The sequence below is a fragment of the Taibaiella soli genome, assembly GCF_003236175.1.
In the GTDB taxonomy this organism is placed as follows: domain Bacteria; phylum Bacteroidota; class Bacteroidia; order Chitinophagales; family Chitinophagaceae; genus QKTW01.
The window spans coordinates 228,191-245,542 of record NZ_QKTW01000018.1 but is presented as its reverse complement, the minus strand read 5'-3'; the positions used below and the strand labels follow the sequence as shown (position 1 = coordinate 245,542).

Below are 17,352 nucleotides of genomic sequence, written 5' to 3'. Positions count from 1 at the left end.
CTGCGCTACTTCCCGAACTTTTTCGAATCAGAAATTCTCTTTAGAATTTCCAGCGGTGAGGGCGGGATTCGAACCCGCGGAACAGTTTGACCCGTTCGGCAGTTTAGCAAACTACTGGTATCGGCCACTCACCCACCTCACCTTTTCCGCTTCATAAGAGATTCATACTCTGTGCGTTTTGCGCTTTCGACTATGTTTCTCTCGAATTGGAATGCAAAGATAGCGCTAGTTTTGAAACTTCAAAAGGTTTTCTAAAAATTTTTCGAAGTTTTTTTAGAGACTTGCTAATTGAACCTTCTGTTGCAATTCCAGCAAATGTTCTTTGTACTCGCCATCGGTATCCATCAGGTTCTCAACCGTCTGGCAAGAGTGTATTACTGTCGTATGATCAAAGCCGCCGAAATGCTCACCAATATTCTTGAGCGACGACTTCGTGAATTTCTTCGCCAGGTACATCGTAATCTGACGTGCCTGTACCACCTCTCTCTTGCGCGTTTTAGCCAGCAAACGATCGTAAGGAAGATGGAAGTAGTCACAAACCATTTTCTGGATATTTTCGATCGTTAATTCCTTCGCTGCCGTCTTCACAAAATTCTTCATCACACGCTTCGCAAGATCAATGTCAATTTCTTTCTTATTGAGGGTTGCCTGCGCAAACAATGCGATTACGGCACCTTCCAGCTCACGCACGTTCGTCTGAACATTGTAAGCGATATATTTTACTACTTCATCCGGAATCTCTAAACCTTCCTGACGCATCTTCATACGAAGAATGGACTGACGTGTTTCGAAATCAGGCGCCTGAATATCTGCATTCAAACCCCAGCGGAAACGGCTCAGCAAACGTTCCTGCATACCTTCCAGATCTTTCGGCGGCGTATCACTCGTCAGAATGATCTGCTTACCGCTCTGGTGCAGGTGGTTGAAGATACCGAAGAATACGTCCTGCGATTTTGTAGCAGGTACGAACAAATGAATATCGTCTAGTATAAGTACGTCTATAAGCTGATAGAAGTGGATAAAGTCATTGACCTCGTTGTTCTTCGAGTGATCAATAAACTGGTTAATAAATTTTTCAGCACTTACATACAGTACCGCCTTGTTAGGATGCAGCCTACGCACCTCGTTACCGATGGCTTGTACCAAGTGTGTTTTTCCCCAACCTACACCACCAAATACCACCAATGGATTAAATGCGGTAGCGCCGGGCTTCTGTGCAACGTGAATACCCGCAGAACGAGCAACACGGTTACAGTCGCCTTCTACATAATTTTCAAAAGTGTAGTTGGCATTCAATTGCGGATCGATCTGCATACGCTTAAGGCCAGGAATGGCATAAGGCGTTTTGATACTAGTAGGATCATCCCACTTCAGTGGCATGTCTACATAGTTGTTGTCTTTTGGGGGACGATTGTAAGTGCTTGCGGGCATATGAATAGATGCAGGGTTTCTTTGCGATGAACTGCTCTCCATCAGTATGCGATATTCCAACCTACCTTCTTTACCTAATACTCTCTTGATCGTTTTACCTAATAACTCAACATAGTGCTCTTCCAACCACTCGTAAAAAAACTGACTCGGCACCTGCAATGTGAGTACACTTTGATTCAACGCAACAGCTTTGATAGGTTCAAACCAGGTCTGATACGTACGCCAGTTTACATTATCTCTAATAATACCCAAACAACGCTCCCAGGCAGCCGCAGCTTCATTGGTCATGGAGGAAGATGTGTTGTTATAGAGATTGTGATCCATATTTATATTTAGTTCTACGTATTAAATCAATTTACAATTTAAATTTCACAAAGGCGACAATGGTATTACCCATTTTTTAAGTGTATTAAAAAACGGGGCCATCTGTATATGCCTTATTGTGTTGTTTATTACTTTACAGACGCCTCAAAGCCCTATCCGGCTTGAGTTCTCCTTAGATGCTACTGTAATTGAAATATCGTAGCGGGAGGACGAAATTGCTAACAATTTGTTGAAAAAAAAAATGATCAGCCACTTGTTTGTTTGTTTACGATTACAGAATGAGCTTTGGTTAGTTTGGAACTTTTTTTGTGATTAAAACTGTAATCGAGGCGCCCCAATCTGAGGCCGCCCAGCCTACCTGATTGATAATTATTTCATTCCCTGATTTATTTTTCATCACTGTCGGTTCTTCTAAAAATGTATGTGTATGACCACCAATTATCAGATCAATATTGTCTGTCTCCTTCGCTAAAATTTTATCTGAAACTTTATGATAGTCGTATTCATACCCTAAGTGTGATAAACAGATCACCATATCGCATTTTTCTTTCTTCTTAAGATGGTTTGCTACGCTGTTTGCTATTTGTATCGGCTCCAGGTATTTTGTTTTACCATACGCATCATCTGGTACCAATCCTTTTAGTTCAACGCCCAGCCCGAATACCCCAATTTTCATGCCATTTTTTTTAATGACGGTGTACGGTTGTGTCTTATTTTCTAACGGTGTATCTGTAAAATCATAGTTAGCAACCAGTACCGGAAAATTGGCGTGTTGCAATTGTTTTGCAAAACCTTCTACGCCCGCATCGAAATCATGATTCCCCATTGTAATAGCATCATATTTCATCATGCTCAGCGCTTTCATTTCCGGCTCTCCTTTATATAAATTAAAGTAAGGCGTTCCCTGAAAAATATCACCAGCGTCCAACAACAGTACCTGTTCTTCTGCTCGCCTGATCTCTTCAATCAAAGTAGCACGCGCCGCTATGCCACCCTGCCCCTCAAATTTTCCACCGTCCAAGGGAAAAGGTTCAAGACGGCTATGTGTATCATTGGTATGCAAAATCACGAGCTTCTTATCTTCTTCGGCCGCAAAACTTTCAAACGGGAAACTACCGGCCATCATTAGTCCGCTGCCTATTGCCGCCTTTTTCAAAAACGATCTTCTACTCTGCATAACGGATCCGGTTTTCAAGTTCAGGATGTAATGGTCTATTTTCTTTATTCAATCGCTCTACGTATGCAATCAAAATGTCTCTCAAAAAAATCGTTGTATGCCTTTTCTTCAACGGCACCATAAAATCACAATTATCCCCACCCCGTGCTATATAATCGTTGACCGCTATCTTATAAACGATATGCTCGTTCAAAGCTTGTCCGTCTATTGTAATATTTATAGCTTTTTTATCTTTTATGGCGAATGAAATATTGCTAACCGGCCAGCCTTTGTATACAGCCATCTTATCACAAAAAGCCTGAATGGCAGTGCCAGGCATTTCCACAATGGTGAGCATATTATCAAAAGGCATGAGTTCATATATTTTTCCTTTTGTGATCGGACCCGGATTGATGTAGTTAATTCTGATACCGCCATAATTCATCACTGCAGCCACCGTTTTCGGATCCAGTTTTTTACCTGCCTCCAATGTGGCATCGGCCATAAAATTTCCGAGTGTACTTTCGGGTTGCGCTTTTGTAAGCGGAATGTCGGTTCGCCCAATCAACACTTGCATTTGTGTGTCTACGCCGCGCTTATACGGATGTAACATTTTTACGAATGCACTGTCTTGTCTGGTGTCTTTTTCTACTACATACAAATGATCGGTATGCTGTTGTACATAGTAAGGGTGTGTACAAGCTGAAACCATTGCCAATACTGCGATTGCGGCTAACAAAGCACAGGACCGATACCGTTTAATCATGGTGCAAATGTAGGGGAGAAAAAAGCACTTCCTCCGTTACTTTTCTATAAAAAGGTAAAACATTTTTATCATATTTCCCGCAACATTTCTCTACTGGCTACATACATTGATTGCCTAAAAAAATTTTAATTTTAAAAATGCTACAGCAGCCCAAACAGTTATCAAATTTTCGTCAAAAGTTTCTTTCTCCTGTTCAAAATTTTTTTCTGGACAGTAAAGCAATCGGCGTTATATTGATTGGTTGCACCATCATTTCTTTACTGCTGAGCAATACTGGTTGGAGTAATGCATATACTTCTTTTTGGGAAAAAGAGCTGCCCACATCTGCTACAGTACATTTGCCACACAGCATACTACATTTTATCAACGACGGACTTATGTTCTTCTTTTTTCTGCTCGTTGGCATGGAGATCAAAAGGGAGTTGCTGATTGGCGAATTATCGAGCATCAAAAAATCTTTACTGCCTGTTATTGCAGCGCTGGGTGGTATGATGGTGCCAGCATTAATTTATACTGCATGGTGCGGCCATACGCCATTCTACAAGGGCTGGGGCATACCTATGGCTACTGATATTGCATTCTCATTAGGTGTGCTATCTCTACTGGGCAACCGTATACCGGCTTCAGTGCGCATCTTTCTGACTGCGCTCGCTATCATTGATGATCTAGGCGGCATTCTGACGATTGCAGTTTTCTACGCGGGCAATTTGAATTTTACTTACCTCGGTTTAGCGGGAATTATATTCGGACTACTTATTGTTTTAAATCTTTTCAAAGTCACACAAACAGTTTTCCACATTGGCCTTGGATTACTGCTCTGGTATTTCGTCTACAATTCCGGCGTGCACGCAACGATTGCGGGTGTAATACTTGCATTTACTATTCCGTTAAAAAAAATCACCAGCTGGGAACACTTCCTGCATTACCCCGTTTATTTTTTCATCATGCCGTTGTTTGCATTAGCAAATACGGCAATCGTTCTGCCTGCACATTTGCAACTTGTACTTTCTTCGGAAATTCACCAGGGCATTTTTACAGGCTTACTCTTAGGCAAACCGATCGGCATTTACCTGTTTAGTTTGATTGCGGTAAAATTTAAACTCGCATCACTACCCGATGGTATGAGCTGGAAACATCTTACGGGAATGGGAATGCTCGCAGGCATCGGCTTTACGATGTCGATATTTATGGCCACGCTTGCATTTGCTGAGGAAGAACAACAGCTGATTGCAAAAGTGGCCATTCTGAATGCGTCTTTTGTTGCGGGAATTGTAGGGTATTTCTACTTAAGGCAAAAGTCAAAAGTCAAAAACTAAAAAAGTTTGGTCGCCGGTATACAATACCACGTTGCCAGTTTTTTTCTTGCAAAAAAGAAAGAAAGCGAATCAGACTATTTTCGTTCAACCGCTTTATTTTTTAATGAGCTTGCTGGAATAGTTGATCGTATTTCCGGAGAAACGAAGCAGGTACAAACCAGGCGGCATATCACCAATAGATAAAGTATTGGAACCGCTTGAAAGTTTCACGCTGCGCACCACTCTGCCCACCATATCATAAATCGCAAGCTGGACGGATGTTTCAGGAACACTGATATTGACAATGTTTGTTGCAGGGTTGGGCGAAATAGAAATACCACCTGTAATGATGTGTACATCATTGACGCCAAGATATTGCATCATACTGTCTTTACTGCCCATTACGCAATTACCCAGTTTTAGATAAGTATAAGCCATCTCACTGGTAAATACGCCGGGACCTCCGGAATGTTCGGAAATCGTCGCGGCTATTTCGCCAAAACCATCAAGGTAAGTATTCCTGGCCCAATATGGATTAGCTGTATTAGGACCAACCATCGGGCAAGAGCCCGGAGAAGCAATTGTATACCACTGCGTTTGGACAGTATCGGAAAAAACATTTCTATCACCGCAAAACGGATTTAGCGTATAAGAATGCAGCGCCTTCTTACCCATTAAAGTCTGGTCTTTCATTTCGGGAAAAACATTGGCGCGGACAGGATTATACGAGTTTACTGTTACTGTATCCGTTTTGATATTATTTGTCGTGTAAACAGTGTCTAAGCTACCATTGTAATTAAACTCCCTGACCTGCACAATTTCCTTTACTGTAGCGATAACGGTGTTCGCATTTACTGCTGTGCTATTAATGACCGAATCGTAAGTATACACAGAAATAGATGGTCCCGCCCCCGAAGAAGAACCCGATTTTTTAACGTTGAACCATTCATTGCCCTGTGTATATTTCCAGAGCAAATCCGGTTGTGAAAAATCCTTTGCATTAAACGTCATCGGCAAACGCTCAAACACAAATGGCAACAAGCACAAGACAAAACCCATTTTCGGCTGCGTTATATTGGGAAAAGCATACCAATCCAGGGCATTGACCCAACCGTGATTTTTACTCCATTTAAAGCTGAGACTATTGTTATAATTAGAGAATGGGCCGTTGCCGTTCATCGCCTGTATCGAGCATGTCTTCACACTGTCCAACACACCATCTATCGTCATTGAGTCCACACTTGTTACGGTAGCATAATAGTCATTGCCCAAAGTATCATTTGCGACAATCCAGGAATCTGCAAGAGCTGCCCGTGTGTTGATACGGATTGTATCGTTATGCGCGTTGAAATAAAACTCGGTTCCGCTTGGTTTCCGTTGACAACGAGCGCCCATCCAGGAAGGAGCCGCCGTATCTGCACAAGCGAAAAGCTCATAACCGCGAACTGATCTGAAAAAATAAAAAAGGCTGTCACCATTATTTTGACGAACGGAATCTATTGTAATCATTCGTACGATACCGGCATTATCGGTGGGATCGGTGTTTCTAAAATAAACAGTATCGTATGGATTAACCGTTCGCCAGTTTTGCGCGAAAAGCGGAACGGAAAAGAAAATTAAAAAAAGAAAAGATAGCGCTAAACGCATAGTGTTTAGTTCTTGAGGAGTTTATAAGAATAGTTGATCGTATTTCCGGAGAAACGAAGCAGGTACAAACCAGGCGGCATATCACCAATAGATAAAGTATTGGAACCGCTTGAAAGTTTCACGCTGCGCACCACTCTGCCCACCATATCATAAATCGCAAGCTGGACGGATGTTTCAGGAACACTGATATTGACAATATTTGTGGCTGGGTTGGGCGAAATAGAAATACCATCTGTAATGACGTGCACATCGTTAACTCCGAGTGATTGCATCATACTGGCTTTACTGCCCATTATGCAGTTACCCAACTTCAAGTAAGAATAGATCATATTGCGGGAAGTCGTACCAGTTCCGAAATACTCCGTGGCATGAGCAGTTATTTTACCAAAGCCATCCAGATAGGTGTCATCTCCCCATAAACCACCGCTTACGTTTACCATCGCCGAAAGACAACCATTAGCAGGTGTTATTACAGTCATGTTGCTGTATTTATCAGAAAGCAGGTATTTGCCGGCACAAAATGTGTCTAATGTATAGTTGTACACAAATGGCGTCATTCCAACTACCGAAGGCTTTAAATCAGGAGACACCTGGCTTGTAACCGGATGGTAAGAAGATGCTGTTATCGTAACAGTTTGAATATTCGTTGTAGTGTAATTAGAATCAACAACCCATTGGCCGTTGCTCAACTGATATGTTACTACTCGTTTTATTTCTTTCAAGGTTGCCGAAATGGTGTAGTTATTAATCACCGAACTGCTAATGACCGAATCATAAGTGTAAACCTTATTGGAAGCTGGAATTGGACTGTAAAGCGGAGATACGTCATTATCACAGAACCATTCATTGCCCGGCGTATATTTCCAGAGCAGATCAGGTTGCGAAAAATCTTTTGCGTTAAATGCCATCGGCAAACGTTCAAAAGAAAAAGGCATCAACTGAGCGCCCCAGGTATATGGTTGCGTTGTCGCATTCGGAAATGCATACCAGTCCAGCGTTTTCACCCATCCATGATTCTTACTCCATTTCACCGTAAAAGTGTCGTAATAACTGGTCACAGGGTTGCCGCCATTCGTCGCCTGTATCGTCAAAAGTTTTACACTGTCCAGTACACCATCAATTGTAGCGGTATCTATATTGGCAACGGCTGCATAATAAATATTTCCGAGTGTGTCTTTTCCAATCGCCCACGCATCCGCTATCGCAGCCCACGTATGTATGCTGATTGTGTCGTTTTGCTCATTAATATAAAGCTCGGTTCCGTCCGAATGCCGGATACAATAAGACCCCATCCACGATGGCGCTAAGGTATCCACACATTTGCCAAGATCCGGAGCACGCATTGTTTTGTAAAAATAATACAGGCTGTCACCGTTGTTTTGACGAACAGAATCCACCGTGATCATTCTTACGGCACCATAATTGTTTGCATTGGTACACTTAAAATAAACGGTGTCGTTGGGATTAACTGTTTGCCAGTTTTGCGCGAAAAGCGGAGCGGAAATAAGTACGCTGAATACGAAGAGGAGCAATCTACGCATAATAGGGTGAGTTTAGTATATATCAAAAATAAAAAAATGGCCGGAATCCCGGCCATCATTATTTGTCATTTTTATGTCGTTTTTATTAAACGGCTCTGTTCGGATCGAAAGCTTCGAGCTCGTTTGCTACTGCAGTCAGGAAGCTTGCACCCAGTGAACCATCTACGATACGGTGATCGTAGCTCAGAGACAGATACATCATGTGACGGATTGCAATTACATCACCATCCGGCGTTTCCATCACCATCGGACGTTTTTTGATACTACCTACCGCCAGAATTGCTACCTGTGGCTGGTTGATGATCGGTGTGCCCATCAGGCTGCCAAATGTACCAACGTTGGTCATCGTAAATGTACCACCTTGTGTATCGTCAGCTTTCAATTTGTTGTTACGTGCAGCATTTGCCAGGCCGTTTACATCTCTTGAAAGACCGAGCAGGTTTTTAGTATCTGCGTTTTTGATCACCGGAACGATCAGGTTACCACTAGGCAACGCTGTAGCCATACCGATGTTGATATCTTTCTTCACTACAATATTGTTACCATCCACGCTGCTGTTGATCATCGGGAATTTACGGATACAATTAGTGATTGCTTCGATGAAGATCGGAGTGAAAGTAATTTTCTCGCCGTATTTCTTTTCGAACTCTTTCTTCGCTTTCTCTCTCCAGCGCACGATGTTGGTAACATCTGCTTCGGTGAAAGAAGTTACGTGCGGAGAAGTAGCTTTACTGCGTACCATGTGGTCAGCAATCAGCTTACGCATGCGATCCATTTCAATGATCTCTACGTTGCCGCTGTAATTTGCCGGTGCGGCAGCAGGAGCAGCAGTTACTGCAGGTTGTGCAGCAACAACCGGTTGCGGAGCTGGTGCAGCCTGTACAGGTGCAGCAACTGGAGCCGCCGTACCACGGTTCGCTACATAATTAAGGATATCTTTTTTAGTCACGCGACCTTCACTGCCTGTACCAGGAATCATTTCCAGCTCAGCCATACCTACGCCTTCAGTAGCAGCGATGTTCAGTACAAGCGGAGAATAAAAACGGTTGCCAGACGGAGCAGCAGAAGCAGCAGGTGCAGCTACCGGTGCAGCAGTCTGAGGAGCAGGTTGTGCAGGAGCAGCAACCGGTGCCGGTGCCGCAGCGCCAGCGCCCACAGTGTCTATTCTTGCAATAACGGTACCAACTGGCACTACGTCATTTTCTTTAAACAGAATTTCAGTGATGGTTCCTTCAGCTGTAGAAGGCACCTCGCTATCTACTTTATCAGTAGCGATCTCCAGCACAGTTTCATCCATTTTCACCTTGTCACCCGGCTTTTTATGCCACTTCAGGACGGTAGCTTCCATAATGCTCTCGCCCATCTTGGGCATAACTAAGTCAACGATGGCCATAAATAACTATTTGTTAGTTTTATAAGAAACGGTGCAAAGGTACAAAGTCGCAGCCAATCATAAAATGGAAAATGAAACAAACTGCCGAAAAATATGTTATTGACTTACAACATGCTGCTTCCCACCCGAAAGCAAGATGATTTTGGCCGACTGCAGTGTATCTACACGCTGCACAAATTGTGGATAATCTTTTAAAAACCAGTTTTCCTGCTGACTATACCACCAGTCTTTATAAGAAATGGTATCGCCTGACTTATATTCTAAAATAAACTGATGTGCCATTCGTTCACGGGGATCGCCATTCCAGGTGCTTTGTACGTCCCTGACATACATAACTAATGTATAACTCATTCTCAATAAAATAACCGCCAGCGCCGCTGCGGTAATAATCCAACGAACACTTTTTCGCTCCTGCCAGCCGGCACTGATACAAACAGCCAGCAGCGGCAAAGAAAACGGCAGACAAAAGATCCAATAGCGGGCGTGCATAATCACCATGTTTTTGGTCAGCAGGATCACCACCGCTGCCAGAATGATATAAGTAACCATACCCCAAATCAGAAACACCAGATCTTTTTTCCCATATTTCCTAAATGCGGCCTTCAGATTTAATCCGATAATCAACAACGGAAAAAGCATCAGACATACATTCGCGATGCTTTTTGTATCCCATTCCGAAGCGGTGCTGTTTCCAAACGAAGTGGTGATTCGACAAAGAAACGACCAGATAACCGATGAAAAAGATGCAATCTCGAAACCGAAAAAATGCTGGGAAGGATCTTCAGCCGCCTTATTCAAAGCCATAATACTTTGAATGCTTTTCATTGCCCCTAACGGAAAAAGATAAACAAACAGCACAACAGCAAAAGGCAAAAAGATATTTATAGCTATTGCTATCGCTCTGCGCAAATTCTGTCGGTTAACCTGAAATGCGTAAAAGAAAAAGACACCGGCCATTGCCAATCCTGTAAAATAATGAGTCACCACTGCAAGTCCCGCTAACAGTCCAATTGTGAGCGCTTGCCAGAAACCGTGCCAGCTACGGCTTTCCTTTACAGAAGTCTCTAAACCTTTGCACAGCACCATAATTAATAATAGTAATACCAGTGCAAATGCATACATCCGTGCGAAATGCGAAATCTGTATCACCAGCGCATGCAGCACGAAAAACAAGGTGGACAAGTTTGCTACCCGCCGGTCCTGAAATGTCTTAATAATGAAATGATAGAAAAGCAATGTGGATAACAACACTAATATTGCAGAAGGCCATCGCAGCGCTGCTACCGAAAAACCAGTTTCATTGATCCAGTAATGCATCAGCACATTATAGGTCAGCGAATGTCCGCAATCGTCAATCGTATATTTTACGGTACGTGCCGTTTGATTTCGCTGCCAGTATTCGGCCGAACTAAAAACGGTCTGTTCTGTTTTGGGATAAATCCGGAAACCATCATGAATGCTATTCCGCACAAAACCGAAGCCAGTGGCAATATTCGCAGTCACCACTTCATCGCCGTCTAGCGGACTTTTATCTATTCCAAAGAAACCGATAAAAGCAGATAACAGCAACAGCAACCATAAGTACCGGTATTTAGAAATATTTGTGTTGCTGGCGTTGGTCATGCTGGTATGGTTATAATCTATGCACTTAGCTTAAGTACTACTATTAAACTTCGTTGCGTCGCACACTTCAGCTTTCAGCGCTATACGGAGCACTCAAAACCGCTAGTAGACGACATCCCTGAAGTCACGACGCCGCAAGAGTTTCATATCCTGAAGTACCGAAGCTTTTACATTGAGCGAAAAGTTATAACTTTTTCTCGGGCCGAAAGGAATAGTACCGAGACGCATTTCCCAACAGTGAAGATCGCGGTAAATATCGATGGACGTAAAAGTGAGTGCGTGTTGTGTAAAATCAAAACCACTCGAGAACGTCACCTTCCATTTCGGCGTCAGGTTCAGATCTCCGCTAAACATCATATTCTGACTCATGATCAGCGTATCTCTTTTGGTAATGAGCGTTGGCGTTTTGCTGGCGGTTAATGCATAGGCCACATTTAAACTCCAGGGCACATTAAAATCGATATAGTTGCTGGAACCGCCATACGCCATCAACCTGCTGAATTCATCAGTTTTCGGAGCTTTGGTATTATTGCCGGTCCCTTTATTCTGCGAACGGAAATTGGCACTCAGCGAAAGACTACCATTTGTAAAACGCGCCGGCCCTTTACCTTCATCCCACATCGTGTGCGGCGAACGGCGATTATTTTCATAATCATAATCGTACGGATCGAAAGTAGCGTTACCACTCAGACTCAGCTTATTCGCAATATTCGTACGGAACGAAACGCCCACCGGACTCCAGTTGAAAGAATCCGCCGCAATATTGTAAGAGCCGCTAAAGTTAAGGGCGTCAATCAGCGTAACGTTCTTACTGCCCGAAGCAGAGTCTTTGCCGTTGCGCACTTTGATCTGAAGGTTATTATTCAGTCCATAAATGATACTACTGCTGAATGTACCGTATTGGTTAAGCCCCGGAATACCCACTACAGAACCATCATACGGAGAAAGATAAACCGCCTGGGTGTTAGGATAAGTATACGTCTGGTAATAATAGTTAAACGGCGCTTTTGAATAATCCGGGCGATAGTTAAAGCCGATCGTTGGCGTCAACACGTGACGGATACCTTTCAGCGAACCATGTTTAAACATTTTCATACCATAAATACGCGTACTCAGCTGCATGTTGGCATCAAAATCGCGGGCTGTGTAAAAGCCGCGGTTAGTGGCCGTATCCAGCTTCCAGGCTGTATTGTCAAAATGTTTATAATCCTGCTGTGACAACCAATATTCGTTATACGCAACGTTAAACGACATATTGATAAACCGAAACACATTGTAAGAAGCGCTCACCGGAATCGAATGGTGGACACCATTCTGGAATTTATCGAGCGCCAGCGTGTTTAAACTAAACGTACTGTCAATAAAATTAATCTGGTTGGACGCATTCACCGTGTAGCCCGCCGTGATTTTATCGTACCAATGCGTGCCTACGCTGTATTTACTTTTAAACGGATTGAACTGCGCCACATAAAAGTTGATCTCCGGTAAGGTTACATTTACCTGATGCGATTGCGTATTCTGGTTGTGACGCGCAGCAATGGTTAAGCTGTATGGCTGATTCGCCCAGTTTTTTGAATAAGTAATATTCGATTGGTACTGGTTGTTCAGAATCTGGTTGACGTTATAACTGTTATTAGAGTAAAACGATGAGGTACCCACCGTCACAGATGCATTAAATGATTCACCCGGCTTGGCTTTCGAATCCGTCTGGTGTCGCCAGTTTACCATAAAGTCTTTCGTAATACTTGCACCCGGTTCATAGCTTTCACCCGTTTTATTGTAGGCATAACTCAGAGAAAGCCCACCATTATAATGGTACCGGTCGGCATAAGTACTAATCAGACTCCCGCTCCAGCTACCCTTCGTATATATATTCGTCAGGAATAGCAAGTCTGCATTATCATTTACATAGAAATAATAACCAAGATTCGTTAACCCTAAACCGCGCTGCTCCTCGATTGTGTAAGACGGCAGGTGAAAACCTGAGCGCTGTCCTTGTGTGATCGGAAACATACCGAACGGCAGATAAAACGGAGTTGGTACATTTTCAATGACCACATGCGCCGAAGCTGCTGCGATCACCTGATTCGGAACTACTTTGATCTTTTTTGCCCAGATACCATAGTGTGGTGTGTCCAGCGAACAGGTCGTATACACGTTTTTCCATCCATAGATCGACTGATCCGGATTTCTTTTTACCTGTTCCGAAAACACAAATCCTTCACCATATTGTGAGTGGGCATTGCGAATGATGGCACGCTTACTTTTAAAATTGTATTGAAGCGAATCATAGGAAACTTTTTCACTGCCCTGCGTAAAGGAAGGTCTGGCGGTAACACTGCCTATGGAATCAAATGAAGGTCCTGCCGTCACCAGGTTAGTAGACTGATCATAGGAAATGACGCCGGCGCCCAGCTTCAGATCCTGATAATTCACCTTGGCATTTCCATACAGATAAAAAAGGTTATGCTTCATATCCAATACTGCGGAATCAGTCGCTTCAGTATTTACGATGTCCGATAATGCATCTTTGGAAATCCGTATCCCGAGCGAGTCTTCCAGGTGTGAAGCCGCGAGGCTATCATTTTTTACGGTATCCGCTGCCCGCAAACTATCGCTCAGCTTTAACGTAGTATCAGAAACTATATGTGTTGAATCTTGCTGCGAAACCGGCCGGGCAGACTGTGCAGCGACACGATTTGTTATATTAAATATAAAAATCACCGCCAGAAATAAGGTAAGGCAGTGAAAGCATGCAAATTTTGAAATAATTTTACCGCGAAGGCTCATGAATGGTTGCAAAAATAATTAATTACAAGCTACCTTTCAGATTTTGTAGTTTCTAACTTAACAGTTTTAATCTTACTATGCGTTTTAAACATATTCTGTTTTTCGTTTTTCTATGTACCCTGCCCTGTTTTTCGTTTGCAAACGGAAAGAAGTTAACTAAAATTGTGTTGGATGCCGGCCACGGTGGAAAAGATGTGGGCGCACGCGGCCAATTTTCTCAGGAGAAAAACCTGACACTCGCCATAGTCATGCGTTTGGGCAAAATACTTAATGACAGTATGAAGAACGTACAGGTGATATATACCCGTACTTCTGATATATATCCTACGCTTCCGGAGCGTCATGAAATCGCAAACCGCGCCGGTGCAGATCTGTTTGTTTCGGTACACATCAACTCCACGCCAGATCGTATTGAAAGAGTTTTTGCCGGATATAAAACAGTAAAAAAAGGTAAACACAAGAAAAAAGAACCGGTTTATCACATTATCCGCCACCACGAAACGCAGTCTAATGGCACCATGACACTGGTACTTGGTGCTATCCGCAATGAACAAAAATCGCAGGCGATCGGTGAATATGGCGACAGTATTATGGAAGAACCAGGTTTGCTGAACGAAAACGATCCGCAAACGGCAATTATCATTGCACAATATACACAGGCGTATCTTGGCCGCAGCATCACGCTGGCAACCCGCGTTCAGGAACAGTTTTCTACACAGGGCCGCACAGATCTGGGCGTAAAACAGCAAAGTCTGGAAGTACTGGCGGGCAGCGCCATGCCGGGTGTACTGGTAGAATGTGGTTTTATTAATAACCCTGAAGAAGAGGCTTACCTCAACTCAGAAGAGGGACAGACACAAGTAGCAATGGCCATTTATCGCGGTATTAAGAACTATCGCTTTGATACAGAAAAATAGTTTTCCAACCATATTATATAGTGCAAAGGCAGCTCCAGAGCTGCCTTTGTTATTTGCAGCAACGGTCCGGTCGCAATTTTTTACACCTCCCTATTGACTTAATCAGGTGCATTTGACATCTTTGTAATCGTCACGGAAATGCAATTGCGTTTTTTAACATACCGGTTGCATTTTAAAATTGTTTCTTTTATCTTTAAGCTCCATTAAAAATAAATGTGCTAATGAAAGCCCGTTTTAAAACAATAATTCTCTCAGCGCTGGGCGCTATGGCAGCGTTCACTGCGGTTACCTATACGTCTTGCAAGCCAGACAAATGCAAGGCTATACGTTGCGCGTACGGAGGAGTTTGTAATGAAGGCACCTGCATTTGCCCTACCGGTTATGAAGGTCCACAGTGCGAAATAAAAACGCAAGACAAATTTACCGGCGTTTGGAATGTTTTGGAAAAAGGCACGCTCACCAGCACAGCTCAGTATACTGCCAGCATAGAAGCCAATCCTAATGGCGGCCTGACAGATATCCTGATCAAACATTTCAACAACTATTTTACCAGTGATATCAACGCACAGGTAAAAGGTGATACTCTTTATATTCCTCAGCAGATCGTAGACGGCTATATCGTACAAGGTACCGGCTATCTGACTCCTGATAAATACTACAATACGCATGCTACGATGTCTATCCGTTACAGTGTACAAAGCACCGTTCCTGGTAGCCCGGTAAATGCTTATGGCACTTCTGATGGCGGCACTATCTACGGTGAACCATCTTTATGGAACAAATAGGCTTCGCAGTGTTTGGTACGAAATATCAAGTATCAAGCCGTTAAAGCAGATTCAAATATTTTAGATTAAAGAAAAGCGCCTACTGTGGGCGCTTTTCTTTTTAATAAACTGGACTATTGATCAACGCCGGCACTTCCCTTAGGGATTGGGGGTAAGTTTATCATTATTCTTATGCCGGTCCTTATCCCTGTTTGTTTTTTTCTCCATGTTTTTTTGCAACGCGTCTGTCAGGTCCACACCCGTTTGATTTGCCAGACAAATCAATACCCAAAGCACATCCGCCATTTCATCCGCCAACTCTTTTCCCTTGTCGCTTTCTTTAAAAGACTGTTCGCCATACTGCCGCACCATCAACCGCGATAGCTCCCCCACTTCTTCCATAAGAATCCCGAGATTCGTCAGTTCTCCAAAATAACGGACACCAATTGTGCGTACCCACTCGTCTACTTTTTGTTGCGCTTCGCGAATTGTAATTTCCATCGTAAATACGTTTGTTAGTTTTCACAAAATAATAGAACTTGGGGAACAGTTGACAATTGACAATGAACAGTTGACAATGAACGGAATTTTGTGAGCTGTTAATTGTTAATGTGAGTTGCACACGACGCCGAGCATTCACGCGGTTTGGGTTTGGGCTTCGACTCCGCTCAGCCTGACAAACGCAAGTAACTGTCAATTGTCAACTATCAACTGTCCATTTAAATAAATAATCGTGCAAGCATTCGCAACAGATATCGATGCCGCCAAGGCCCTGAAATCAAAATTTGAAGAAATACGCGCCGCTATCGGCAAAGTAATCGTTGGTCAGGACGATGTAGTCAATAAACTGATCATCTCCATCCTCTGTAATGGTCACAGCTTGCTGGTTGGCGTTCCGGGACTCGCTAAGACTTTGCTCGTAAAAACGGTAGCAGATGTTTTAGACCTCTCATTCAAACGCATCCAGTTTACACCGGATCTGATGCCAACCGATATTACAGGTGCGGAAATCCTTGATGAACATCGAAATTTCCGTTTTCTGAAAGGCCCGATCTTCGCCAATATTGTACTGGCCGACGAAATCAACCGTACGCCGCCAAAAACGCAGGCAGCCTTGCTGGAAGCGATGCAGGAACGGAATATCACAGCAGGCGGAACGATCTTTAAACTACCCGCTCCATTTTTCGTACTGGCAACGCAAAACCCGATTGAGCAAGAAGGAACTTATCCTTTGCCAGAGGCACAGCTTGATCGTTTTATGTTCCAGATCACGCTCGATTATCCAAGCTTTGCGGAAGAGGTAATGATTGTAAGAAATACCACCAGTGCCATGACTACGGAATTGCCTAAAGTGCTGGATGGCGAAGCCATTCTGTTTTTCCAGGATCTGATACGCCGTGTGCCTGTTCCGGACAATGTGCTGGAATACGCAGTAGGTCTGGTTCACAAAACCCGCCCAACAAACGCGACCGCACCAGATGTAACCAGACAATTCATCTCTTATGGTGCAGGTCCACGTGCTTCGCAATACCTGATTCTGGGTGCGAAATGCCATGCTTTACTAAACGGAAAATATTCTCCGGATATAGAAGACGTTCAGGCAATGGCAATGTCTGTATTGCGTCACCGCGTCGTGCGTAACTACAAAGCAGAAGCAGAAGGAATGACGCAGGATGCACTGATTAAAAAATTGCTTTAACCCCAG

Annotated in this window: 13 protein-coding genes and 1 tRNA gene; 4 read left to right on the top strand and 10 right to left on the bottom strand. The window is 43.4% G+C overall.

Features of this window, described 5'->3' with window-relative positions:
- Positions 1–53: 53 nt before the first annotated feature.
- From DN068_RS14040 to DN068_RS14025, 4 genes are all read right to left on the bottom strand, one after another.
- Positions 54–142 (bottom strand) — tRNA-Ser (locus DN068_RS14040).
- 131 nt (positions 143–273) lie between these two features.
- Complete coding sequence (gene dnaA / locus DN068_RS14035) at positions 274–1,755, bottom strand: chromosomal replication initiator protein DnaA (protein WP_243630256.1); 1,482 nt, start codon at positions 1,753–1,755, stop codon at positions 274–276.
- Positions 1,756–2,044: 289 nt separating this feature from the next.
- Positions 2,045–2,932: a bifunctional metallophosphatase/5'-nucleotidase gene (locus DN068_RS14030; RefSeq protein ID WP_207798937.1), complete on the bottom strand. Its 888-nt coding sequence runs from the start codon at positions 2,930–2,932 to the stop codon at positions 2,045–2,047.
- Positions 2,922–3,677: a 5'-nucleotidase C-terminal domain-containing protein gene (locus DN068_RS14025; RefSeq protein WP_110999556.1), complete on the bottom strand. Its 756-nt coding sequence runs from the start codon at positions 3,675–3,677 to the stop codon at positions 2,922–2,924. Before DN068_RS14025 ends, DN068_RS14030 begins: the two co-directional genes overlap by 11 nt.
- A 137-nt stretch (positions 3,678–3,814) precedes the next feature.
- Here DN068_RS14025 and nhaA point away from each other — a divergent pair, with 137 nt between their 5' ends.
- A complete protein-coding gene (gene nhaA, locus DN068_RS14020) occupies positions 3,815–4,993 on the top strand; it encodes a Na+/H+ antiporter NhaA (protein ID WP_110999555.1) in 1,179 nt (392 codons plus the stop codon).
- Between the two features lie 93 nt (positions 4,994–5,086).
- On the opposite strand, the gene DN068_RS14015 is transcribed toward nhaA, so the two are convergent.
- The 5 genes from DN068_RS14015 to DN068_RS13995 all read right to left on the bottom strand — a co-directional run bounded on the left by DN068_RS14015 (position 5,087) and on the right by DN068_RS13995 (position 13,900).
- Positions 5,087–6,619, bottom strand: coding sequence for a T9SS type A sorting domain-containing protein (locus DN068_RS14015; RefSeq protein ID WP_110999554.1), 1,533 nt, complete (start codon positions 6,617–6,619; stop codon positions 5,087–5,089).
- Positions 6,620–6,624: 5 nt separating this feature from the next.
- Positions 6,625–8,160, bottom strand: a complete 1,536-nt coding sequence (locus DN068_RS14010; protein ID WP_110999553.1) for a T9SS type A sorting domain-containing protein — start codon at positions 8,158–8,160, stop codon at positions 6,625–6,627.
- A gap of 85 nt (positions 8,161–8,245) precedes the next feature.
- Positions 8,246–9,553: a dihydrolipoamide acetyltransferase family protein gene (locus DN068_RS14005; protein WP_110999552.1), complete on the bottom strand. Its 1,308-nt coding sequence runs from the start codon at positions 9,551–9,553 to the stop codon at positions 8,246–8,248.
- Between the two features lie 96 nt (positions 9,554–9,649).
- Positions 9,650–11,176, bottom strand: coding sequence for a glycosyltransferase family 39 protein (locus DN068_RS14000; protein ID WP_110999551.1), 1,527 nt, complete (start codon positions 11,174–11,176; stop codon positions 9,650–9,652).
- 102 nt (positions 11,177–11,278) lie between these two features.
- Positions 11,279–13,900, bottom strand: coding sequence for a putative LPS assembly protein LptD (locus DN068_RS13995; protein ID WP_123985350.1), 2,622 nt, complete (start codon positions 13,898–13,900; stop codon positions 11,279–11,281).
- Between the two features lie 143 nt (positions 13,901–14,043).
- Here DN068_RS13995 and DN068_RS13990 point away from each other — a divergent pair, with 143 nt between their 5' ends.
- Together DN068_RS13990 and DN068_RS13985 are read left to right on the top strand one after the other, a co-directional pair.
- Positions 14,044–14,883 carry an N-acetylmuramoyl-L-alanine amidase family protein gene (locus DN068_RS13990; RefSeq protein WP_110999549.1) on the top strand — a complete coding sequence of 280 codons (840 nt, stop codon included), beginning with the start codon at positions 14,044–14,046 and terminating at the stop codon, positions 14,881–14,883.
- 221 nt (positions 14,884–15,104) lie between these two features.
- On the top strand, positions 15,105–15,668 hold the full coding sequence (locus DN068_RS13985) for a hypothetical protein (RefSeq protein ID WP_110999548.1): 564 nt from the start codon (positions 15,105–15,107) through the stop codon (positions 15,666–15,668).
- Positions 15,669–15,806: 138 nt separating this feature from the next.
- Here the strand turns inward: DN068_RS13985 and DN068_RS13980 are convergent, their stop codons facing one another.
- Positions 15,807–16,148 (bottom strand): nucleotide pyrophosphohydrolase, encoded by a 342-nt coding sequence (locus DN068_RS13980; protein ID WP_243630253.1) that lies wholly within the window; start codon positions 16,146–16,148, stop codon positions 15,807–15,809.
- 232 nt (positions 16,149–16,380) lie between these two features.
- On the opposite strand from DN068_RS13980, the gene DN068_RS13975 reads away from it, so the two are divergent.
- A complete protein-coding gene (locus DN068_RS13975; protein WP_110999547.1) occupies positions 16,381–17,346 on the top strand; it encodes an AAA family ATPase in 966 nt (321 codons plus the stop codon).
- The last annotated feature ends 6 nt before the right edge of the window (positions 17,347–17,352 follow it).